General features: G+C 52.0%; 26 protein-coding genes. 22 read left to right on the top strand and 4 right to left on the bottom strand.

The window, feature by feature from the left end; translation table 11 throughout:
* Positions 1–65 precede the first annotated feature (65 nt).
* On the bottom strand, positions 66–896 hold the full coding sequence (locus LKE88_RS05345) for an HAD-IIA family hydrolase (RefSeq protein ID WP_105327135.1): 831 nt from the start codon (positions 894–896) through the stop codon (positions 66–68).
* Positions 897–1,075: 179 nt separating this feature from the next.
* Between LKE88_RS05345 and LKE88_RS05340 the strand changes: the two genes are divergently transcribed.
* The 14 genes from LKE88_RS05340 (at position 1,076) to groL (ending at position 14,431) form a co-directional block, all read left to right on the top strand.
* Complete coding sequence (locus LKE88_RS05340; protein WP_276802980.1) at positions 1,076–2,524, top strand: aminotransferase class I/II-fold pyridoxal phosphate-dependent enzyme; 1,449 nt, start codon at positions 1,076–1,078, stop codon at positions 2,522–2,524.
* Positions 2,521–3,138 (top strand): dTMP kinase, encoded by a 618-nt coding sequence (gene tmk, locus LKE88_RS05335; RefSeq protein WP_105327137.1) that lies wholly within the window; start codon positions 2,521–2,523, stop codon positions 3,136–3,138. Before LKE88_RS05340 ends, tmk begins: the two co-directional genes overlap by 4 nt.
* Before the next feature lie 21 nt (positions 3,139–3,159).
* On the top strand, positions 3,160–4,278 hold the full coding sequence (locus LKE88_RS05330) for a DNA polymerase III subunit (RefSeq protein ID WP_276802978.1): 1,119 nt from the start codon (positions 3,160–3,162) through the stop codon (positions 4,276–4,278).
* A gap of 1 nt (position 4,279) precedes the next feature.
* Positions 4,280–5,113: a PSP1 domain-containing protein gene (locus LKE88_RS05325; protein WP_105327138.1), complete on the top strand. Its 834-nt coding sequence runs from the start codon at positions 4,280–4,282 to the stop codon at positions 5,111–5,113.
* A complete protein-coding gene (locus LKE88_RS05320; RefSeq protein ID WP_105327139.1) occupies positions 5,113–5,841 on the top strand; it encodes a tRNA1(Val) (adenine(37)-N6)-methyltransferase in 729 nt (242 codons plus the stop codon). Before LKE88_RS05325 ends, LKE88_RS05320 begins: the two co-directional genes overlap by 1 nt.
* A gap of 3 nt (positions 5,842–5,844) precedes the next feature.
* Positions 5,845–6,675 carry a 16S rRNA (cytidine(1402)-2'-O)-methyltransferase gene (rsmI, locus tag LKE88_RS05315; RefSeq protein ID WP_105327140.1) on the top strand — a complete coding sequence of 277 codons (831 nt, stop codon included), beginning with the start codon at positions 5,845–5,847 and terminating at the stop codon, positions 6,673–6,675.
* 100 nt (positions 6,676–6,775) lie between these two features.
* Positions 6,776–8,722, top strand: coding sequence for a methionine--tRNA ligase (gene metG / locus LKE88_RS05310; RefSeq protein WP_105327141.1), 1,947 nt, complete (start codon positions 6,776–6,778; stop codon positions 8,720–8,722).
* Position 8,723: 1 nt separating this feature from the next.
* The gene (locus tag LKE88_RS05305) at positions 8,724–9,503 is read left to right on the top strand and encodes a TatD family hydrolase (RefSeq protein WP_105327142.1); all 780 of its coding nucleotides are present in this window, start codon (positions 8,724–8,726) and stop codon (positions 9,501–9,503) included.
* A gap of 140 nt (positions 9,504–9,643) precedes the next feature.
* On the top strand, positions 9,644–10,627 hold the full coding sequence (locus tag LKE88_RS05300; RefSeq protein WP_231085915.1) for a resuscitation-promoting factor: 984 nt from the start codon (positions 9,644–9,646) through the stop codon (positions 10,625–10,627).
* Positions 10,628–10,648: 21 nt separating this feature from the next.
* Positions 10,649–11,194, top strand: coding sequence for a ribonuclease M5 (gene rnmV, locus LKE88_RS05295; protein ID WP_118286829.1), 546 nt, complete (start codon positions 10,649–10,651; stop codon positions 11,192–11,194).
* Between the two features lie 11 nt (positions 11,195–11,205).
* Positions 11,206–12,063 carry a 16S rRNA (adenine(1518)-N(6)/adenine(1519)-N(6))-dimethyltransferase RsmA gene (gene rsmA, locus LKE88_RS05290; protein WP_105327144.1) on the top strand — a complete coding sequence of 286 codons (858 nt, stop codon included), beginning with the start codon at positions 11,206–11,208 and terminating at the stop codon, positions 12,061–12,063.
* On the top strand, positions 12,060–12,296 hold the full coding sequence (locus LKE88_RS05285) for a cysteine-rich small domain-containing protein (protein ID WP_105327145.1): 237 nt from the start codon (positions 12,060–12,062) through the stop codon (positions 12,294–12,296). The genes rsmA and LKE88_RS05285 overlap by 4 nt, the downstream gene beginning before the upstream one ends.
* Positions 12,297–12,445: 149 nt before the next feature.
* Positions 12,446–12,733, top strand: coding sequence for a co-chaperone GroES (gene groES / locus LKE88_RS05280; RefSeq protein ID WP_105327146.1), 288 nt, complete (start codon positions 12,446–12,448; stop codon positions 12,731–12,733).
* Positions 12,734–12,799: 66 nt separating this feature from the next.
* Positions 12,800–14,431 carry a chaperonin GroEL gene (groL, locus tag LKE88_RS05275; RefSeq protein WP_105327147.1) on the top strand — a complete coding sequence of 544 codons (1,632 nt, stop codon included), beginning with the start codon at positions 12,800–12,802 and terminating at the stop codon, positions 14,429–14,431.
* A gap of 267 nt (positions 14,432–14,698) precedes the next feature.
* Here the strand turns inward: groL and LKE88_RS05270 are convergent, their stop codons facing one another.
* From LKE88_RS05270 to LKE88_RS05260, 3 genes are read right to left on the bottom strand one after another with little or no spacing between them, the layout of a single operon-like run.
* On the bottom strand, positions 14,699–15,877 hold the full coding sequence (locus LKE88_RS05270) for a site-specific integrase (RefSeq protein WP_276802971.1): 1,179 nt from the start codon (positions 15,875–15,877) through the stop codon (positions 14,699–14,701).
* 2 nt (positions 15,878–15,879) lie between these two features.
* Positions 15,880–16,521 (bottom strand): hypothetical protein, encoded by a 642-nt coding sequence (locus tag LKE88_RS05265; RefSeq protein ID WP_276802970.1) that lies wholly within the window; start codon positions 16,519–16,521, stop codon positions 15,880–15,882.
* A 14-nt stretch (positions 16,522–16,535) separates the two neighbouring features.
* Complete coding sequence (locus LKE88_RS05260; RefSeq protein WP_276802969.1) at positions 16,536–17,147, bottom strand: LexA family protein; 612 nt, start codon at positions 17,145–17,147, stop codon at positions 16,536–16,538.
* Positions 17,148–17,286: 139 nt separating this feature from the next.
* Here LKE88_RS05260 and LKE88_RS05255 point away from each other — a divergent pair, with 139 nt between their 5' ends.
* From LKE88_RS05255 to LKE88_RS05220, 8 genes are all read left to right on the top strand, one after another.
* Positions 17,287–17,514: a DUF739 family protein gene (locus LKE88_RS05255; protein ID WP_276802968.1), complete on the top strand. Its 228-nt coding sequence runs from the start codon at positions 17,287–17,289 to the stop codon at positions 17,512–17,514.
* Positions 17,515–17,531: 17 nt separating this feature from the next.
* Positions 17,532–17,750 carry a helix-turn-helix domain-containing protein gene (locus tag LKE88_RS05250; RefSeq protein ID WP_276802967.1) on the top strand — a complete coding sequence of 73 codons (219 nt, stop codon included), beginning with the start codon at positions 17,532–17,534 and terminating at the stop codon, positions 17,748–17,750.
* Positions 17,747–17,911 (top strand): hypothetical protein, encoded by a 165-nt coding sequence (locus LKE88_RS05245; protein ID WP_276802966.1) that lies wholly within the window; start codon positions 17,747–17,749, stop codon positions 17,909–17,911. Before LKE88_RS05250 ends, LKE88_RS05245 begins: the two co-directional genes overlap by 4 nt.
* A gap of 195 nt (positions 17,912–18,106) precedes the next feature.
* Positions 18,107–18,424 (top strand): hypothetical protein, encoded by a 318-nt coding sequence (locus LKE88_RS05240; protein WP_276802964.1) that lies wholly within the window; start codon positions 18,107–18,109, stop codon positions 18,422–18,424.
* A 28-nt stretch (positions 18,425–18,452) separates the two neighbouring features.
* Positions 18,453–18,722, top strand: coding sequence for a helix-turn-helix domain-containing protein (locus tag LKE88_RS05235; protein ID WP_276802962.1), 270 nt, complete (start codon positions 18,453–18,455; stop codon positions 18,720–18,722).
* Positions 18,712–19,185 carry a hypothetical protein gene (locus tag LKE88_RS05230; protein ID WP_276802961.1) on the top strand — a complete coding sequence of 158 codons (474 nt, stop codon included), beginning with the start codon at positions 18,712–18,714 and terminating at the stop codon, positions 19,183–19,185. Before LKE88_RS05235 ends, LKE88_RS05230 begins: the two co-directional genes overlap by 11 nt.
* On the top strand, positions 19,175–19,324 hold the full coding sequence (locus LKE88_RS05225) for a hypothetical protein (RefSeq protein WP_276802960.1): 150 nt from the start codon (positions 19,175–19,177) through the stop codon (positions 19,322–19,324). Before LKE88_RS05230 ends, LKE88_RS05225 begins: the two co-directional genes overlap by 11 nt.
* Positions 19,317–19,850 carry a host-nuclease inhibitor Gam family protein gene (locus tag LKE88_RS05220; RefSeq protein WP_276802959.1) on the top strand — a complete coding sequence of 178 codons (534 nt, stop codon included), beginning with the start codon at positions 19,317–19,319 and terminating at the stop codon, positions 19,848–19,850. Before LKE88_RS05225 ends, LKE88_RS05220 begins: the two co-directional genes overlap by 8 nt.
* Positions 19,851–19,852 lie beyond the last annotated feature (2 nt).

The raw sequence follows: 19,852 nt of genomic DNA, 5'->3' as shown, positions 1-19,852 counted from the left end.
CCAAAATCGTGTGGAAAAGCAAAAATCGGAGAAAGCTCTAGGCTTCCTCCGATTTTTTGTGTGGTTTATTTCTTTTCTTTGGCTTCTTTCGGCTCTGGTGCGTCAGCGTTATAACCGGGTACCAGATCTCCAATGCCATTTAGAATGTAGTGGGGTTGGTAGGAGAACTTCTTGATATTCTCCCGGGTGGAAACGCCGGTAAGTACCAGGACAGTTTCTAAACCGGTTTCTACCCCAGCCACAATGTCCGTATCCATTCTGTCACCAATCATTACAGAATCCTCGGAATGGACGCCCAGCTTTTTCAGCCCGGTACGCATCATTAAAGGATTGGGTTTGCCGATGAAGTAGGCTTGCTTGCCGGTAGCCATTTCGATAGGCGATACCAAGGCCCGGCAGGCAGGAATGATACCCCGTTCACTGGGCCCGGTCAGGTCGGAGTTGGTGGCAATGAGCTTGGCCCCCTTGTGGATCAGCTCCGTGGCCTTGAGAATCATTTCGTAGTTATAGCCGGTGGTTTCCCCGACGACCACGTAATCTGGATTTACATCGTTAAAGGTAATGCCGGCATCGTACAGGGCGTTTAACAGGCCGTGAGCCCCGATTACGTAAGCAGAGCAGTCCGGCGCCTGGTTTTTGAGAAAATGTGCCGTAGCCAAAGCACTGGTGTAGAAATGGCTTTCTTCAATATCGATTCCCATGGCCAGCAGCTTTTTGCGCAGTTCCAGGGGAGAACGTTCACTGGAGTTGGTGAGAAAGAGAAATTGTTTCTTTTCTTTTTTCAGCCAGGCGACAAATTCCTTCACGCCGGGCAGCAGGGTGTTGCCATGATAGATGACACCGTCCATATCACTGATGAAACCTTTTTTATTGCGAATGATGTTCAGATCACGCATATTATTTCTCCCTTCGATAGTTTAATTCTATTATCCATTTTCTCCGTAAAAATTACAACAAGGTTTTGTGATTTTCTGGGAAAATTACAAAAGAGGGGAAGGGCAGGGGACGAGTGGTTTCTAGTGGCAGGCGGCCTCCTTATATGATAAAATAAAATATTGACTAAGGAGGCATAATCTTGACTGCACAAAAACCTTTGCTGGCTGCGGTAGAAAAATACCGGCTGGCTCACGTATATCCTCTGCATACTCCTGGTCATAAAGGAGGCAGGGGCGCCGATCCGGATCTAATGCATTTGGCAGGGCCGGTGGCATTGGAAAGTGATGTTTCTCTTATGGAGGAACTGGACGATATCCAGCATCCTTCCGGCTGCATCAAGGCGCTGGAAGATCAGGCAGCCAAGGTGTACCATGCTGATCGCTGCTTTTTGGGGGTGAACGGCACCACCGGGGTTATTCACGGGATGCTGCTGGGGGCTCTGAACCCTGGGGACAAAATCCTGATTCCCCGCAATTCCCACCGTTCGGTAATGGGCGGGCTGGTACTGGGCGATTTGACACCTGTGTATGTCCGGCCCTGCTATAGCGAAACCTGGCGGCTGAGCCTCCAGATTACCCCGGAGCAGGTGGAGCAGGCTTTTCAGGAACAGCCGGACCTGAAGGCCGTATTTTTGACCACCCCCAACTATTTTGGCCTGGCGGCGGATACGGCAAAGATTGCCCAAATCGCCCATGCTCATGGGGCGGTGCTCCTGGTAGATGAGGCCCATGGGCCCCACCTGGGGTTTTCGGAGCAGCTGCCGCCTTCGGCCATGGACTGCGGCGCCGATGCGGCGGCCCAGAGCACCCATAAAATTGTGGGGGCTATGACCCAGTGCTCGCTGCTGCAGGTCCGCTACGGACGGCTGCGGCCAGAACGGCTGGAAGCGGCCATGAGCCTGGTAACCACCACCAGCCCCAACTATATCCTTATGGGATCCCTGGACGGGGCGGTGGCCCAGCTGTTGGACCACGGCCGGGAAATGGCAGAGCAGTCCCTGCGGGCTGGCAAGCTGCTGCGGCAGGTGCTTAGAAAGCTGCCGGGACTGCCGGTCCTGGATCAGGAACTCCTTGGCCAGGGGGGCGTTGCGGCTGTAGATGGAGGAAAAGTAACCATTCAGGTCAGCGCCCTGGGCATCACCGGCCCGGAAGCGGCGCAGGCCCTGCGGGAGCAGGGAATTGCCGTGGAACTGGTGGATCAGGACCACGTGCTTTTTTTGGTAACGTATGCAGATGATACCCCGGAATTTGCAGCTGTGGCCGAAAAAATCCGGCAGGTGCTGGAAAAAATGGCGAAAGCTGCAGGGGCTATGCTTCCGGTGCCGGAGCCGGCCGCACTGCCGGAACTGGTACTGCCGCCCCGGCAGGCCTTTTTCAGCCGCCGGCATGCGGTGCCCTTTGCTGAGGCCGCAGGAGAAATTGCTGGGGAAAGCATCAGCTTTTATCCGCCGGGGATTCCCCTGGTGGTTCCTGGGGAACGGCTTACCCAGGAAATGCTGGACTACTGCCGCAAATTGCAGGCAAAGGGGCTCTTGGTCAGCGGCCCCCGGGATACAACACTTGAGACCATTGAGGTGATGGACAAATGAACAAAGGTTTGTTTATCGTACTGGAAGGACCCGATGGCAGCGGGAAAACTACCCAGGCTGCCAAGCTGGCAGATTGGTTCCGGCTGTATGGCCGGGAAGTGGTGGTAACCCGGGAACCCGGGGGCACGGAAGCGGCCGAAGAAATCCGGGAAATTGTCCTGGATCCGGCCCTGAATTTGTCCGCTGAAACGGAAATCCTGCTGCATCTGGCAGCCCGGGCCGACCATGTGGCCAAGGTAATCCGGCCGGCGGTGGAAGCGGGGAAGGTGGTCCTATGTGACCGGTTCAGCGACTCTACCCTGGTGTATCAGGGGATTCTCCGGAACCGGGACCTGGGAGAGCTGGTGCAGTTAAACGGCTTTGCGACCCAGGGCCTGCTGCCGGATTTGACCCTGCTTTTGGACGGCAGTCCCCGGGCTCTCTTGAGCCGACGGAAGGACCGGGGAGTAGTGGATAAATTTGAATTGCAGGGGCTGGACTTTCAGGAGAAGGTCAGAAATGGCTACCTGCAGCTGGCCAAAGCGGAGCCGGAGCGGTTCCTGGTGGTGGATGCCCTGGGAGACCCGGCTGTGGTGTCGGCCGAAATCACCAAGCAATTGGAAAAACTGCTGTAAATAACGCCGCCTTGCGGCAGAATGATAGGGATGCGTATGTGGGATCGTATTGTTGGACACGAAATTGAAAAGCGCTTTCTGCAGAACCTGCTGACAGGAGAGCGGAAAACTCCTTCACTGTTGTTCTACGGGCCCGAAGGCATCGGCAAGAAGAAGCTGGCGCTGGAATTTGCCAAAAGTTTCCTCTGTTTGGAGGACCCTTTGACGGATACTTCCTGCAAAAGCTGCCGGGCCTTTGGGGCAGGGTCCCATCCGGACCTGTTGTTGGTGGAGCCGGGCGGCAATACCAGTACCATCAGCATTGGCCAAATCCGGAAGCTGAGCCAACAGGCCCTGTACGCCCCGGTGCTGTCCCCCTATAAAGTATGCATTATCGAACAGGCGGACCATATGCAGGAAACCGCCCAAAACGCGCTGCTGAAGCTTTTGGAAGAACCGCCGGACTACTGGCTGTTCATCCTGGTGGCAGACCGGGTGGAGGCTCTTTTGCCCACCATTTTATCCAGGGTGGTACAGATCCAGTTCTATCCCCTAACCCTGGAGCAGACCCGGCAGGCTATGGAGCAGGCCCTGCTGACCCAGTGGGAAGTGCCCGAAAGCCTGGAGGGAGCAGAGCCCGGTGCCGTCCAGGCCCAGTGGCTAAAGGAAGGGCCGGTACTCAGCGCGCTTGCCGGGGGATCACCTGGCAAGGCCGTGGACTTGTTCCGGCTGGAGGCCCTCACCCTGCGGCAGCAGGTCCTGGACCTTTTGGAAAAGGTGGACGAGGACCAGCTGATGGTTTATCTTAAAGGGCTGGATTGGTTGGACAAGGCAGCCACAGCCCCCAAAAAGAAAAACAGCGGAGATGGCGAAAAGGAGCCGGCTTTTGACCGGCGGGAACCGGATTTTCTCCGGCTGGAACTTTTGCTGCTGCTGCTGCGGGACGGTTTGCTGCTCCAGGCGGGAGTGGCAGCGCCCTTGTACAATGAAGATATAAGAAAAGAGGCAGCCCTGTGCTTTGCCGGCTGGAAACCCAGCCAGCTGCGCAGAACCTTGGACCTGGTACAGGAAAGCCGGCTGGCCATTGCCCGTTTTGTGCCCCGGCGCCTGGTATTTGAGGCCCTGCTGCTAGAGATACAGGCATTGCGAAAGGAGATGTAGTGTGGTTACTATTGTTGGAGTCCGGTTTAAGAAAGCCGGCAAGATTTATTATTTTGCTCCAGGAGAACTGAAGCTGGAAAAAGGGGACCATGTGATTGTGGAAACCGCCCGGGGAATTGAATATGGCCAAGTGGTGATTCCCCAGCAGGAAGTACCGGAAGAAAAAATTGTTTCTCCTCTGAAAACCGTACTGCGCAAGGGCACTGAAAAAGATGCCCGGCAGGTAGAAGAAAATCACCAGAAGGAAAAGGAAGCCTTCGCCATCTGTGAAAAGAAAATTGCGGCCCGGAAGCTGGATATGCATCTGGTGAACGTAGAATATACTTTTGATGTGGGCAAGATTATTTTTTATTTTACAGCCGATGGCCGGATTGATTTCCGGGAATTGGTGAAGGATTTGGCAGCGGTGTTCCGTACCCGGATTGAACTGCGCCAGATTGGCGTCCGGGACGAAGCGAAAATGCTGGGCGGCATTGGCTGCTGCGGCCGTCCCCTGTGCTGTGCCACCTTCCTGGGAGATTTTGAGCCGGTATCCATCCGGATGGCCAAGGAACAGAACCTGTCCCTGAACCCGACCAAGATTTCCGGGATCTGCGGCCGCCTGCTGTGCTGCCTGAAATACGAAAATGATATGTACTGCGGGAAGAAGAAAGAAAAACGCAAGGAACATCTTACCGTTCCCAAACCAGGTATGAAAGTGGTTACGCCCAGCGGAGAGGGCATGGTGATGCATATCAGCCGCCGGGAACAGACAGTGACCGTAGAACTGTCCCCGGGAAACCGGATTGAAGTGGCCTGGGACGAGATTGTGGAATCTTCCCGGGCGGAGGATTAATGAAGGACACAGAACGGAAGGACTGCCTGCCCGATGGGAAAACCGTAATCTGGCAGGATCCCCAGGAATTTTGCTTTACCACGGACGCCGTATTTCTGGCGGCTTTTCCCCATCTGGTGAAAAAGGCCAGGGTGCTGGAGCTGGGCTGCGGCACCGGGGCAGTGAGTCTGATGCTGGCCCTGCGGGGTGCCGGGTCCGTTTTGGGGGTGGACTACAATCCCCACGTGATTGAGCTGCTGAACCGCAGCATTAGGGAGAACCATCTGGAACAGGTGGTGACGGTCCACCAGCTGGATTTGCGGAATCTCCGCCAGCTGGTGCCCAGCGAAAGCCTGGACCTGGTGGCGGCCAATCCGCCCTACCGGGTAGGAGGCCGGCGGCGTCAGGTAGGCACGGCGGCTTGCCATGAGGTGGATACGACCCTGGAAGATTTTTTCCAGGCGGCGGCCTATGGCCTAAAGACCAAGGGCCGTTTTGCCCTGGTTCAGTTGCCGGAGCGGTTTACCGAGGCAGTGAAGCTGGGGCTGGCCTATCAGCTGGAATTAAAACGGCTCCAGTGGGTCCATTCCTATGTGGACCGGCCTGCCTGGATTTTTTTGGCAGAATTTGTAAAAGGGGGACGGCCGGGCCTGACGGTCCTGTCGCCCTTGTGTATGTATAACCCTGACGGGTCCTACAGCAAGGAAACGCTGGCCTATTACCGGGCTGGCACAACAAGGGAGGAATAGAATATGGCAGAACAAGGCATTCTGTATTTGTGTGCCACTCCCATTGGGAACCTGGAAGACATGACGCCCCGGGCCCTGCGGATGCTCCAGGAGGCGGATCTCATTGCTGCCGAGGATACCCGGCATACCCGGCAGCTGCTGAACCATTTTGACATTCATGGCCAGTTGCTGAGCTACCATGAACACAATAAGGAAAAGATGGGACCGGTGCTGCTGTCCGCACTCCAGGAAGGAAAGAACATTGCCTTGGTCAGCGATGCGGGTTTTCCCGGGATTTCTGACCCTGGGGAGCAGATTGCCAAAGAGGCCATTGCAGCCGGCATCCAGGTGGTGCCCGTGCCCGGTGCCAATGCGGCCCTGACGGCCCTGGTAGCTTCCGGCCTACCGTCCACCCCTTTCTTTTTTGGGGGCTTTTTGCCCAAGAGCCGGAGGAACCGGAAGGAAAAGCTGGAAGAATGGAAAAATATTCCCGCTACCCTGATTCTCTACGAAGCACCCCACCGGATTACGGAAGTGCTGAAGGATATGGAGGAGGTCTGGGGCAATCGGCGGCTGGCCATGTGCCGGGAGCTGACCAAGCTTCACGAGGAATTTTTCCGGGGCACGGTGGAACAGGCCCGGCAGCACCTGGATGAAAATCCGCCCCGGGGTGAATTTGTCCTGGTGGTGGAGCAGGGGGAAGTGGTCCGGGAAGAACCTCAGGGTGATCCCCTGGACGAGGTACGCCGGCTGATGGAAAGCGGCGTGGACAAGAAGACGGCCCTAGCCCAGGCTGCCAAAACCTACAAGGTGCCCAAACGGGAGCTGTACAACCGGCTGCTGAAGGAAGAATAAGCTTTTTCCAACGAAAGAAAGAAGAGAATTTTCTTTTTGGGAAGAATTGTAGTATGATAAGGAAAGATTCACTTATTCAGATAGAAAAAGGGGAATGATGATGACTAAACCGAGTTTTTATATTACGACACCCATCTATTATCCCAGTGCCAACCTGCATATAGGCCATGCCTACTGCACCACCATTGCGGATACCATTGCCCGGTACAAACGGGCCAATGGTTTTGATGTCCGGTTCATTACCGGCAGTGACGAACACGGCCAAAAGATCCAGCGCAAGGCCAAGGAAGCTGGCGTTACCCCCATCCAATACGTGGACGGCATTGTGGCCAACTTCAAAAAATTGTGGAGTATGCTGGGCATCAGCTACGACGATTTTGTCCGTACCTCCGAACCCCGCCACCAAAAAGTGGTGCAGGAAGTCCTGAAGCGGGTTTATGATAAGGGCGACATCTATAAGAAGGACTATGTGGGCAAGTATTGCGTACCCTGCGAATCCTTCTGGACGGACCACCAGATTGAAGAAGCCGGCGGGGTTTGCCCCGATTGCGGCCGTCCGGTAGAAACCATGAAGGAATCCAGCTATTTCTTCAAAATGAGCAATTATCAGGACAAAATCCTGGAATATATCGAAGCCCATCCTGACTTTATCCAGCCGGTAAGCCGCCGGAACGAGATGATCAGCTTCCTGAAGCAGGGGCTGGAAGATTTGTGCATTTCCCGGAGCAGCTTTGACTGGGGTATTCCTGTGCCCTGGGATCCGAAACACGTGGTATATGTATGGTTTGATGCCCTGCTGGCCTACTTTACCGGCATCGGCTGCATGGCCGACATGGAGGAATTCCATCGTTTCTGGCCGGCGGACCTGCACCTAGTGGGCAAGGAAATCGTGCGTTTCCATACCATCATTTGGCCGGCCATGCTGATGGCCATGGGTGAAGAATTGCCCAAGGAAGTCTACGGCCATGGCTGGCTGGTGGTAGACGGGGACAAAATGAGCAAATCCAAGGGCAACGTGGTTGACCCGGTGGAACCCATTAAGGAATTTGGCCCCGACGCTGTCCGTTATTTCCTGCTGCGGGAAATCAGCCTGGGCAGCGACGGCAACTACTCCCGGAAAGGTTTGATCAGACGGGTAAACACCGACCTGGCCAACGACCTGGGGAACTTGCAGTACCGTACGGTTTCCATGATTGAAAAGTATCACGGCGGTGTGGTGCATAAGACTGTGGTGGATAACGAAGTGGATGCTGCTTTCCGGGAACTGGCTGCGGTTACCCTGAAGGATTACCGGGCTGCCATGGATAAGTATGCCATCAACGACGGGATTAAGGTAATCTGGAACTACGTAGGCGCTGCCAACAAGTACATTGACGCTTCTACGCCCTGGATTTTGGCCAAGGACCCGGCACAGGCCAAACGCCTGGAAGCTGTAATGTATAATCTGGCCGATGCAGTCCGGAATATTGCCATTCTGATTTCCTCCATGATGCCCTTTACGGCGCCCAAAATCTACGAACAGCTGGGCCTTGCCGTACCGGACCAGTTTATGCTGGACGATGTAGCCTGGGGCAACCTGCCTGACGGCACCAAGGTCCAAAAAGGTCAGCCCATCTTCCCGAGAATTGAGGAGGAAGAAGAACCGGCTGCGGAAAAGGCTGCTCCTGTAACGGAAGCCAAAAAGGAAAGCAAGAAAGCTGCGGCTGCCGGGGTTGTTACGCCGGACCAGATTACCATTGAAGATTTCGGCAAATTGGACCTGCGGGTAGCTACCATTGAAAAGGCAGAACGGGTTCCCAAAACCGATAAATTGATGAAAATTACGGTAAAAGTGGGCGAAGAAGAGCGGACTATTGTTTCCGGCATTGCCCAGTACTATACGGAAGAAGACCTGCCCGGCAAGAACGTGGTGGTCATTGCCAACCTGAAACCGGCCAAGCTGAAGGGCATTGAGTCCCGGGGCATGCTGCTGGCCGCTTCTGATGGTCAGGGCCATCTGGTTCTTGTAGAAGCTCCTGGGATTTCTTCCGGCAGCAAGGTGAAATAATATGGCACGTCTTCCTTTATACGATACCCATGCCCATTTGGACGTGGAAGATTTTGACGCGGATAGGAAAGAGCTGCTCCAGAAAATTGGTGAAAACATGGCCGGGATCATTGATCCCGGCTGTGATCTTCTTAGCTCCCAAAAAGCCCTGGACCTGGCTCATGCCTATCCCTTTGTATACGCCGCTGTAGGGCTGCACCCGGAAGAACTGTCCCATTGCAGCCTAAAGGATTTGGAGCAGCTGGATGCCTGGTGCGCCGACCCCAAGGTGGTGGCCATTGGAGAGATTGGACTGGACTACTACAACGATGAAAATTCGCCCCATGCCTTGCAGCAGGAGTTTCTCCAGGCCCAGCTGGAGCTGGCCAGGAAGCATCAGCTGCCGGTGATTCTCCACGACCGGGATTCCCACGAAGATCTGCTGGCCATTTTGCTCAGCCAGCCGGAGGACCTGACAGGGGTGCTCCACTGTTTTTCTGGCAGCTGGGAAATGGCGGAAAAACTCCTGGAACGGGGCTGGTACTTTGGCTTTGGGGGCACCAGCACCTTCAAGAACGACCGGGGGGTCCGGTCCATTTTGGCAAAAATGCCGGAAGACCGGATCCTCTTTGAAACCGATTCTCCCTACATGGCGCCGGTGCCTTATCGGGGCAAGCGGAACAATCCGCTGTATACCGCTATTGTGGCGGAGCGGGCGGCAGCCCTGAGGGGGACCACACCGGAAAAAATCATGGAATGTTCATCAAATAACGCAAAAATGTTGTTTTCCAAACTAAAATAAGCCAAAACTATATGTAAATTTTACAAACTCGTTACATTTGCGACCGGGTAAATCGTACATAATTATCACCAGGTACTAACATCGTTTTGACAGAAAACCGCTTCCTATGGTAGAATTAGCCATCTTAAGGAGGCGAAAATTTGCGAAAAAGAGAACATTTTAAGCGTCCCTATAAATGGGTTGTAGTTTTCCTGCTGCTCATGTCCAGCGTGAATTTCTTCGGCTTTGCTTCGGCACCGAAAAATGTCACGGTGAAAGTAGACGGGCAAACCCTGCAGCTCAGCACCAGAGCCCTGACAGTACAGGGAGCTTTGGAGGAAGCCGGTGTAGTTCTTCATAAAGCCGACGGGTATGAAGTAGTCGGCAGTGAAAAATTCAGCGACGGTGCGACGATTGAAGTTGTCCGCGCAATGCCTATCAAGGTATGGAAGTCTGGAAGAACGACCGAGTACAACATAGGGCGGAAAACAGTGCGAGATGTATTGAACGCTGTGGGAGTCGACTATGAAGGATACCAAGTATATCCCGCTTTGGATTCAGAAGCGAAACCAGATATGACCATTAATGTCATTTCTCCCACTACCCAGCTGGGTACGGATACGGAAGAAATCCCGTATGACGTGCAGCTGCGGAACAATGATGATCTGCCCCGGGGCAGACGAAATGTAGTGTCTCCCGGCCAAAACGGACAGGTGAAAATCACCTATCGGACCATTAAAGTGGGAGATGCAGTGGTAAAACGGGAACTGCAGCGGGAAGTAATCGCTGAACCTGTTCCTGAAATCGTGGAAGTGGGTACCGGCAACAACAATATGCTGGAAACTTCCCGTGGCTATGTGCGTTACCGTTCCGCCAGAACGGTGGAAGCCTCTGCCTATACCCTGGCAGAAGGCAGTGGTACGGGACTTACCTCCACAGGTGTGGTGCCCTACCACGGAATTGTGGCCGTGGATCCGGACGTAATCCCTTATGGGACCCGGATGTATATTCCTGGCTACGGTTTTGCTGTAGCAGGTGACTGCGGCGGTGCCATCAACGGCAATCGGATCGACCTTTACATGGATGACTATGGTGATGCCATAGCCTGGGGCCGACGACAAGTAACCATGTATATCTTAGAATAAAAAACGTTACAGGAGAAAAAAGTGCTGAAGGAAGTACTCATTGTAGAAGGAAAAATGGACACCGTAGCGGTCAAGAAGGCAGTGGATGCTGAGACTATAGAAACCGGTGGCTTTACCTTGGCACCCTATACCCTGGACCTGATTAAAGCAGCCTATGAAAAGCGCGGGATCATCATTATGACCGACCCCGACGGCGCAGGGGACCGCATCCGGAAGTTTCTGACGGAGCGTTTCCCGAACGCCGGGCAGGCCTTTGTGCCTAAGGCGGAAGCCCTGGCCCACCACGATGTGGGTATTGAACAGGCGCAGCCGGAGGCCATCCGCAAAGCTCTTTCCAAGGTGCATTTTCAGGAAATGAATCCCCGAAAGGAATTTTCCTCTCGGGATTTATTTTTGTCCGGGTTGTCCGGCAGTCCTGAGGCCGCCAGGCGGCGGGACCGGGTAGGGGCCATCTTGGGCATTGGCTACGGCAATGCCAAGCAGTTGGTCAGTCGTTTAAACAATTACGGCATCACCCGGGAAGAATTCCGCCAAGCGGTGGCCCAGGTAGCTGAAGAAGAGAAGTAGGGAGGAACAGTATGCTGCATCCTGTCATTGCCAGTCGGGAAGTGACCCATTATATTTTGCAGACCTTTGGGCTGAAGGCCAAGAAGCGCTTTGGCCAGAATTTCCTCATTAATGAAAAGGTGGTGCAGGCCATTGCCCAGGCTGCCCAAATTGGACCTGGGGACCTGGTACTGGAAATCGGTCCGGGCATTGGTACCCTGACCCAGGCCCTGGCGGAAACCGGCGCCCAGGTAAAAAGTGTGGAAATCGACCAAAGCCTTTTGCCGGTACTGGCCAAAACCCTGGAAGGTTACACCAATGTGGAAATTATTCCTGGGGACGTGCTGAAAGTGGATTTGGGGGAGATTACCCAGCACGAACCTTTCACGGTAGCCGCCAATCTGCCCTACTACATTACCACTCCGATTATTTTTGCTCTCCTGGAACAGCAGCTGCCCCTGAAACGGCTGGTGGTTATGGTCCAGAAGGAAGTGGCTGAACGGATGACTGCTGGCCCGGGCACCAAGGATTACGGTCCCCTGTCCCTGGCTCTCCAGTACTACTCCGAGCCCCGGTTAGCGCTTTCCGTGCCGGCCCGGGATTTCATGCCGGCACCCAAGGTGGATTCCATGGTAGTGGTTTGTGAAAAACGGGAGCAGCCGCCGGTGGACGCAGATCCCAAGCTGTTTTTCCAGGTGGTGCGGGCAGCCTTTTCCCAGCGGCGGAAAATGCTCAGCAATTGTCTAAAGAGTCTGGGGCTCTCCAGTGACCAGGTAAAGACCCTGATGGAACGGGCAGGGATTGACGGCAAGCGCCGGGGAGAATCTCTTTCCATGGAAGAATTTGGCAAACTGACCAAAGCCTACGCCGAAAGCCTGAAGCAAGCATGAGCCAGCGGTATAAATTCTTTTCTCACAAGGACTGTGAATTTTTCCCCTGCCACCCTGGGGCGGACCGGGAAAACTTCAACTGTCTGTTCTGCTTCTGTCCCCTGTATGCTTTGGGGGAGAACTGCGGCGGCAGCTACAGCCTGCTGCCAAATGGCGTAAAGGATTGCAGCCGCTGCCTGTATCCCCATGAAAAAGAGCATTACGATGCCATAATGGCCAAACTGAAAAAATAAAAAATCAAGCCTTTTGAAAAAAAATAGTCAAAGGGCTTGATTTTTTTTTGAAACATGCTATTATAGGTAATGTAGTTAGCACTCCTGTTAAATGAGTGCTAATAAAATCAAAAACACCAATTTGTGATATAAGAAAGGGGATTCGTAACATGTTAAAGCCTTTGGATGACCATGTTGTAGTAGAACCGATTGTACAAGAGGAGAAAACCAGTTCCGGTTTGTATCTGCCCGATACGGCCCACAAGGATAAACCTCAGACTGGCAAAGTGATTGCCGTTGGTACCGGTCGTCTGCTGGACAATGGTACGAGAGTTGCCTCCGAAGTTAAGGTGGGGGATGTGGTTGTATTCGCCAAATACTCCGGCAGCGATGTAACGCTGGATGAAAAAGATTACATCATCCTGAGAGACAGCGATATCCTGGCTGTTGTAGAGTAAGCAATTCCTCTCTGCAAGCAAGACACAATTACCCGATAGAATTTGGAATTAAGGAGAGATTTCAGAATGGCTAAAATGATTAAATTTGATGAAGATGCTCGCCGCGGCCTGGAACGCGGTGTCAATGCCCTGGCTGATGCTGTTAAAGTAACCTTGGGACCCAAGGGCCGCAACGTTGTTCTTGAAAAGAAATTCGGTTCTCCTACCATCACCAACGATGGCGTAACCATTGCTAAAGATATTGAACTGGAAGATCCGTTTGAAAACATGGGCGCTGCCCTGGTGCGTGAGGTTGCTACCAAAACCAACGATATCGCTGGCGACGGCACTACCACCGCTACGGTTCTGGCCCAATCCATTGTGCACGAAGGCATGAAGAACGTAGTAGCCGGTGCCAACCCCATGGTTCTGAAGAAGGGCATCAAGAAAGCTACCGATGTTCTAGTTGAAGAACTGAAGAAGAGCGCACAAGATGTTAAGACCAAAGAAGAAAAAGCTCAGGTTGCTTCCATCTCCGCTGGGGATGAAGAAATCGGCGGCTTGATTGCCGATGCTATGGAAAAAGTTGGCAACGATGGCGTAATTACCGTTGAAGAATCCAAGACCATGGATACTTCCCTGGAAACTGTAGAAGGTATGCAATTCGACCGCGGCTACATTTCCCCGTACATGGTAACGGATCCGGATAAGATGGAATCCGTAATGTCCAACCCGTACGTATTCATTACGGACCGGAAGATCACCCTGATCAACGACATTATGCCCCTTCTGGAAAAAGTGGTTCAACAAGGCCGTGAACTGCTGATCATTGCTGAAGACGTGGAAGGCGAAGCTCTGGCTACCTTGGTTGTAAACAGACTGCGTGGCACCTTCAAGGCTGTAGCTGTTAAGGCTCCTGGCTTTGGTGATCGCCGCAAGGCTATGCTCCAGGATATTGCTACCCTGACCGGTGCAACCGTAATCAGTGAAGAAGTTGGCCGTAAACTGGACAGCGCTTCCCTGCAAGACCTGGGTACCTGCGGCCAAGTTCGGGTAACCAAGGATATGACCACCATTGTTGATGGCGGCGGCGACAAACAAGCCATTGCTGACCGGGTTGCTTCCATCCGTGCCCAGATTCCGGAAACCACTTCTACTTTCGATAAAGAAAAACTGCAAGAACGTTTGGCTAAATTGTCCGGCGGCGTAGCTGTAATCAAAGTTGGTGCTGCTACCGAAACCGAACTGAAAGACAAGAAACTGAGAATCGAAGATGCCCTGAACGCTACCCGCGCTGCTGTGGCTGAAGGTATTGTTGCCGGCGGTGGTACCGCTCTGCTGCAAGTACAGCCTGCTCTGGAAGAACTGGCTGCTGCAGCTGAAGGCGATGAAAAGACCGGCGTTGAAATCGTAAAACGCGCCATTGAAGCTCCGGTTCGTCAAATCGCTGACAACGCAGGCCTGGAAGGCGCTGTGATTGTTGAAGCTGTGAAGAAAGCTGAAAAGGGCATTGGCTTCAACGCTCTGACTGGCGAATATGTTGACATGATCAAATCCGGTATTGTGGATCCCTGCAAAGTAACCCGCAGCGCTCTGCAAAATGCAGCCTCCATCGCTTCCATGATTCTGACCACGGAAGCTGTTGTAGCTGACAAACCGGCTAAGGAAGCTGCTCCTGCTGCTCCTGGCATGGGCGGCGGAATGCCTGGAATGATGTAAACATAAACCCGGAAACCCGCTTCCAGCCTAGGTTTATAGGCCAGAAAACCCGTTAAATTGGGCTGAAATTGGGCTGGAATTGGGCGAAAAATTTTCATAATAAAACCCCGTGTATATTATGCACGGGGTTTTATTTTTATGCAAAAGGGGAAACTATGGGAAACCGTGGGAAAAATGGGAAAAAATCTGGTGAAAATCTGGTGAATGTCTGGTGAAAATCTGGGCGGGAAAAACATGGGAAAAATGATGGCAAAACGTGGGGATTGACTACCGTTCCATCAGTTCTGCAAATTTTTCCGCCGCCCGGCGTTTCATGCGTTTGGTAACATGTAAGTAAATCTTACGTGTTGTGGTATCGTCGGAATGGCCTAACCGTTCCATAATATCTACGAGGTCAACGCCCGCCTCGGCCAGCAGCGACGCATGGGTGTGGCGGAAAATATGGGGATGTACGCGGCAAGGAAGCGGCGGCTTAATAACCTGCTGTATATGATCGATATGGTGCTGGACGCTGCGCTGCGTAAGGGGATACCCCGGGTGCATGGGTGCCGTAAATACAAACCCGGCACGGCTGCCTTCGGGATAATGCCACAATTCCCCAAAAGTAAACCGGCGCGCCGTTACATCCAGGCGGTATTTTTTGAGTTCCGCGACCAACTGGGCGGGCAAGGATAAAATCCGCGCTGACGTCCGCGTTTTGGGTGGCAAGAACGTATAGGCATTGTAACGGCTGGTGGGGTTGTACAGGGTTTTGGTGACTTTAAGGGTCCCGGCGTCCAGATCAATATCTTCCCACGTCAGGGCAAGGGCTTCCCCAATCCGGAGGCCAGTATATGCCAGCAGCATAAAAAGCGCTGTATAATCGCCGTGCTGAGTATGCCGTCTGGATTCGTCCAGAAAACGTTGCAAATCCGCTTTTTCTAGGTATTGCGGTACGTCTTGTTCCGGATCAATGATTTTTCGGGACGGGCGGGGAGGCGATGCGAACTCCGTAGGATCGTTGTAAATGAGTTCAAATTCCCGGGCCTTTTTAAAAATCATTTTGGCCGTTGCGTGTACCCCGCATATCGTGTTGGGCTGTAATTTGTCTTTGAGGTCCAGCAAAAACATCTGGTAATCACGTTTTGTAATCTGCTGCAAGGGGATTTTTGCAAAATACCGATTCAGCCAGGCGATATTATGCTTCCGGATTCGGACCGTCGATATTTTGACTTGCTGGGCATAGATTTTTAACCAGTCCGCGGCAAAGGCTTCAAGAGTTACGCTGGATCCGGGTACGTATTGCTGTTTTTTGACCGATTCCTGGATTTCCCGCAATGCGGCCTCCGCGTCTTTGCGGCGCTGGAAGCCGAACCGGGATACGCGCTTGCGCTTTCCCGTTGCCGGATCAAGGCCAATGACGGTGCGGAAACCCCAGGTGCCATTGGGCGAATGGATGATTTCCATAGTTAGTCCTTTTCTAACTCGTCCCCGTCAATTTCCACTTTAGTCATTGTTCCGTTTTGCTTAAAGTCAAACGAAGCACTAAAAGGGGTGCGGATCATAGCACCAAAAGAATTCTGAGCGTCAACAAAGCCAGATACGATCCCGACGCCGTGAATCTTTCCGAACTTGAAATTGCTAAATTTTGCGGTAGAAGGTGCTTTCAAGTTGGCTTTTACTACCTTTTCAACTTGCTTTTGCATATGTTGCATTTCTCTCTCGGATGGGATATTATCCGTTATTTTTTCAAGCACCTTTCCTTCTTCATACAATGTTACGCCTGAATACATTACAGAATGGACTGTGAAATTTGGATTCAACCATAATCCATAGCTGTACCCTTTCCCGTCCGTAGAGAAGCTATAATATTTTCTTCCGTTTGGGTCCGCTCTGTCCGTTACTTTCCACGCCTTTATTTTCTCCGGATCTATTTCTGTTGATTTTAACGCTGCCGTTATACCGTCTAACTGTTTCTGGTTTTTAAGTTGCATTATTTTGGTAATCTTATTGTTCTCAAAAGCATATTTTCCTCCAGACGGCGATGTGGCATACACGCCTAAAATGATTAGTAGTCCAATTCCTGCAATAGCAATTTTCTTCTTACTCATAATAATATCCTCCTTTATTTAATAACAGATTGTTTTAGCACGGCCAGGCCCAAACAGCGGAAATCCTGGCAATTGTCGGCGTTGAAAACCATGGGCGCATATTTCGGGTTTTCGGACACCAGCATGACGCCGGTGTCCGTTTTATAAAATCGTTTAAGGCATACCCGTTCGCCGCCAATCTCGAAACAACCGATCTGCCCGACTTCCACCTCCGGCTGCTGCTTGATAAAAACTATATCGCCGTCATTGATGCCAGCGTTGACCATAGAGTCGCCGGATATGGTAATACAAAAATCTACTTTATAACAATTGTCAATGTCATAATACGGCGTATCCTGGTTTATATCTTCCAGGGGCGCGCCTGCTGCTGCATATCCCAACATGGGCACACGTTTAAAATTAACAGACGTTAAGCCCGCTTGCATGGGTACGTCTAACCCCATTAGCCAGGCCGGGTTTACGTTTAACGCTTTTGCCATTAAGTATACCTTGTCTTGCTTAGGCACTACTTTCCCGTGGTAATACTGAGCAATGCCAGATGTACCTATTCCGGTCAACCTAGACAACTCTGCTTGCGTCATATCACGGATTTCAAGTGCTTTCTTCAATCGTTCAGCAGTGCTCATTCTTTCACCTTCTTTCCTTAGTATTATACAATTTTTTGAGCAAAAGTTCAAGAAATTTAAATTTATCTATTGATTTTTTGAGCAAAAAGTCGTATTATTAAGTTACTCAAGAAATTGAGCAAAAAAGGAGGTGATGGTAATGAGGTTCAGTTACAAAAAGCTGAAAGGGAGAATCAAGGAAATTCTTGGAACGCAAGAAAAATTTGCCGCGGCTATGGGTATGAGCCAGCGCACGGTGTCTTTAAAGCTAAATAACGCCGCAGCGTGGAGCCAACCGGAAATTTTATTAGCAAGCAAATTATTAAGACTTTCCGTTGCCGAAATCCCGGTTTATTTTTTTACCGTCGACACTCAAGAAATTGCGTAAAACACAAGGAGGTAGCCATGGTTAAAACGGTAGAAATTGATATGAAGAAGGTTAAAGAAATGACCCTTAAAAAGCTTATGAGTTTTGCAGACCTTGCAAAAAGCGCTAATTTATCGCTTGCAACATTATTTGCATTGCAAGCAAAACGACGCAAGGCCAGTGAAAGAACACTGTACAAGATTGCCGCGGCCCTGGACGTATCCCCGGCCGACATTATAAAGGAGGAAACCTTATGAAACGAGATTACACATTGCCGGAAATCCTGCTGACGCCGATACTGGCACCTATCGCCGATTTTATGGACTGGCCAGATTTTGCCAAAGGGATGATGGCGGGGGCAGCTACGACCATCGCGGTGTTTATCATCATCGCGGGCGCGCTGTGTGCAAAGCCATGAGCCGGGAAATATGGAGGGTTATTAGCCGTTGCCGGGGTATGGCCTGGGCCGTTCAGAAAAAAACCTACATCGACGGTTTGCCAGTTTGGGAAACGTTAACGACAGACCCCAAGTGGTCATTTTGCGAATACCGGCAAAGCGACTGGGCAAAGGCGCGAGAAATCTGCGACGAACTGAACGAAAGGGGAAAAAACCATGGAAAATGAAATCACAGAAAAACAAGCCTTTGATTTGGCAGGCAGTGCATTACAAGGCGCTGGATTTAAGCAAGTGTTAATCCTTGCAACGCGTCTGGACAGTGCCGACGACGCGGAAAGAATCGACAAAAAGGAACTCAAGAAATACGGCTCCCATGTATTTCAGGCCATGGATACCGCCACTATGCTGGCGTCCTTAGGGTCTCACATAGGGCAGTTAATCAAGGAGCATCCGGAAGAAAAGGAAAAAGTGGCACATTTTCTTATGAAGCTGATTGATGCCGTCATTGGCGATGACCTGGAAGCCATGAATTAAGAACCTACTGAATTAAAGGGGTGGTTTTATGGAAACCATTGACGCCCGCATTGCCGTACTGGAGCAGCGGGTGAAAAATCTGGAAGCCCGGTTTAAAGGGCCGGTGTTCGGGGCCGCGTTGCCGTCCGTGCTGGATATTGAATCCATCATGAACGCCTTGGATTGTAGCGAATACAGAGCGCGGGAAATCATGAAATCCGGGAAACTGAAGGTTTTTCGGATTGGCAAGAAATACCTGGCCACCAGGGAGCATTTTCTGGAATGGCTGGAGCAAGGAGGGGATGCTAGTGGACAATGAGATGGCAAACAACTTTCGAGATTGGGTACGTTATATCAGAATAACACGGCGTATTACGGGTACAGAGGTTGCAAGGCAAACGGACCACGACAACTCTTGGCTGTCACGGTGGGAAAGGATGCCTCAGTCCACCATCCTGGAGCCGTGGCAATACCTAAAAATCCGGGACTATATCGCGCCCGAAGTACCCATGCGCAGCCTGGTAAAAACGGCCCCGATGCGGATACCGTTCCTGAACCGGGAACAACGCAAAAAGGCCGCGGAAATACTGGAGCGCGCCCGAATTGCTAAATGTGTCGCAAATTTTACTCTGTCCGTTAAAATCGGGATAAGCCCAAACTCATGGGCTTCCTTAATCAGCATAGGCGGGGCGCCCAGTGAGTCTACCATTTATCTGGCCTGCAAGGTTTTGGGTCTGGATTACAAAAAATTATTAAAGGAGGTTGGAGTTGATGAACCTTAAAAGTGCAACGGAGCAGCTGCTGAAGAACATACGGAAAACCAGGTTTAACGACCTGGTGGAGGTCCCCGCGGATTGCGTAGAAGCGTTGCAAAAAGCCCTGGAAGCTGAAAATAAGAAAGAGGTGAATAAGGATGCTTGAATCTGATTACCTGGATTTTACAGCCCCCGTACCTGCTGAGAGCCGGGAGCATTGGAAGCCGGAAAACGATGACCAGGCGAACTGGTGCCTAGAAAAAATCTCCGAAGCGAAAGCGGAAATCATGGACGCCCGGGCTTTTTATGAAGCAAAGAAACGGCAGCTGGACCAATGGCTGGAAAACACCATTGCCCCGTACAACCGGGACTGCGAACATTTCGAAGCCTTGCTCGCCGGATATGCAGAGGAAGCACTGGCCGGAAAGAAGAAGCGGACTATTTCCCTGCCTGGTGGAAAATTGGGATTCCGCAAGGTCCCGGCGAAAGTCGACCGTGACGAGGCCGCGCTGCTGTCATTTGCTGAAAGTGGCGCGCCGGAGTTTATCAAGGTTAAAAAATCCGTTGATTGGGCGGGACTAAAAAAATCCTGCAGGGTGGACGGCGGCCACATGGTCACAGCGGACGGGGAAATCGTGCCGGGCGTAACCGTAACAGAACTGCCGGACAAATTCGTGTGCGAGGTGGTTTAAAA

Source organism: Acidaminococcus hominis, from assembly GCF_022484025.1.
GTDB lineage: Bacteria > Bacillota > Negativicutes > Acidaminococcales > Acidaminococcaceae > Acidaminococcus > Acidaminococcus hominis.
This window is presented reverse-complemented; position numbering and strand designations above follow the sequence as displayed.

What these genes read in the sequence shown, in the direction of transcription:
- LKE88_RS05345 (WP_105327135.1), bottom strand. Translation starts at nt 896, where the DNA reads ATGCGTGATCTGAACATCATTCGCAATAAAAAAGGTTTCATCAGTGAT.
- tmk (WP_105327137.1), top strand. Translation starts at nt 2,521, where the DNA reads ATGAACAAAGGTTTGTTTATCGTACTGGAAGGACCCGATGGCAGCGGG.
- LKE88_RS05330 (WP_276802978.1), top strand. Translation starts at nt 3,160, where the DNA reads ATGATAGGGATGCGTATGTGGGATCGTATTGTTGGACACGAAATTGAA.
- LKE88_RS05320 (WP_105327139.1), top strand. Translation starts at nt 5,113, where the DNA reads ATGAAGGACACAGAACGGAAGGACTGCCTGCCCGATGGGAAAACCGTA.
- rsmI (WP_105327140.1), top strand. Translation starts at nt 5,845, where the DNA reads ATGGCAGAACAAGGCATTCTGTATTTGTGTGCCACTCCCATTGGGAAC.
- metG (WP_105327141.1), top strand. Translation starts at nt 6,776, where the DNA reads ATGACTAAACCGAGTTTTTATATTACGACACCCATCTATTATCCCAGT.
- LKE88_RS05305 (WP_105327142.1), top strand. Translation starts at nt 8,724, where the DNA reads ATGGCACGTCTTCCTTTATACGATACCCATGCCCATTTGGACGTGGAA.
- rsmA (WP_105327144.1), top strand. Translation starts at nt 11,206, where the DNA reads ATGCTGCATCCTGTCATTGCCAGTCGGGAAGTGACCCATTATATTTTG.
- LKE88_RS05285 (WP_105327145.1), top strand. Translation starts at nt 12,060, where the DNA reads ATGAGCCAGCGGTATAAATTCTTTTCTCACAAGGACTGTGAATTTTTC.
- groES (WP_105327146.1), top strand. Translation starts at nt 12,446, where the DNA reads ATGTTAAAGCCTTTGGATGACCATGTTGTAGTAGAACCGATTGTACAA.
- groL (WP_105327147.1), top strand. Translation starts at nt 12,800, where the DNA reads ATGGCTAAAATGATTAAATTTGATGAAGATGCTCGCCGCGGCCTGGAA.
- LKE88_RS05270 (WP_276802971.1), bottom strand. Translation starts at nt 15,877, where the DNA reads ATGGAAATCATCCATTCGCCCAATGGCACCTGGGGTTTCCGCACCGTC.
- LKE88_RS05265 (WP_276802970.1), bottom strand. Translation starts at nt 16,521, where the DNA reads ATGAGTAAGAAGAAAATTGCTATTGCAGGAATTGGACTACTAATCATT.
- LKE88_RS05260 (WP_276802969.1), bottom strand. Translation starts at nt 17,147, where the DNA reads ATGAGCACTGCTGAACGATTGAAGAAAGCACTTGAAATCCGTGATATG.
- LKE88_RS05255 (WP_276802968.1), top strand. Translation starts at nt 17,287, where the DNA reads ATGAGGTTCAGTTACAAAAAGCTGAAAGGGAGAATCAAGGAAATTCTT.
- LKE88_RS05250 (WP_276802967.1), top strand. Translation starts at nt 17,532, where the DNA reads ATGGTTAAAACGGTAGAAATTGATATGAAGAAGGTTAAAGAAATGACC.
- LKE88_RS05245 (WP_276802966.1), top strand. Translation starts at nt 17,747, where the DNA reads ATGAAACGAGATTACACATTGCCGGAAATCCTGCTGACGCCGATACTG.
- LKE88_RS05240 (WP_276802964.1), top strand. Translation starts at nt 18,107, where the DNA reads ATGGAAAATGAAATCACAGAAAAACAAGCCTTTGATTTGGCAGGCAGT.
- LKE88_RS05235 (WP_276802962.1), top strand. Translation starts at nt 18,453, where the DNA reads ATGGAAACCATTGACGCCCGCATTGCCGTACTGGAGCAGCGGGTGAAA.
- LKE88_RS05225 (WP_276802960.1), top strand. Translation starts at nt 19,175, where the DNA reads ATGAACCTTAAAAGTGCAACGGAGCAGCTGCTGAAGAACATACGGAAA.
- LKE88_RS05220 (WP_276802959.1), top strand. Translation starts at nt 19,317, where the DNA reads ATGCTTGAATCTGATTACCTGGATTTTACAGCCCCCGTACCTGCTGAG.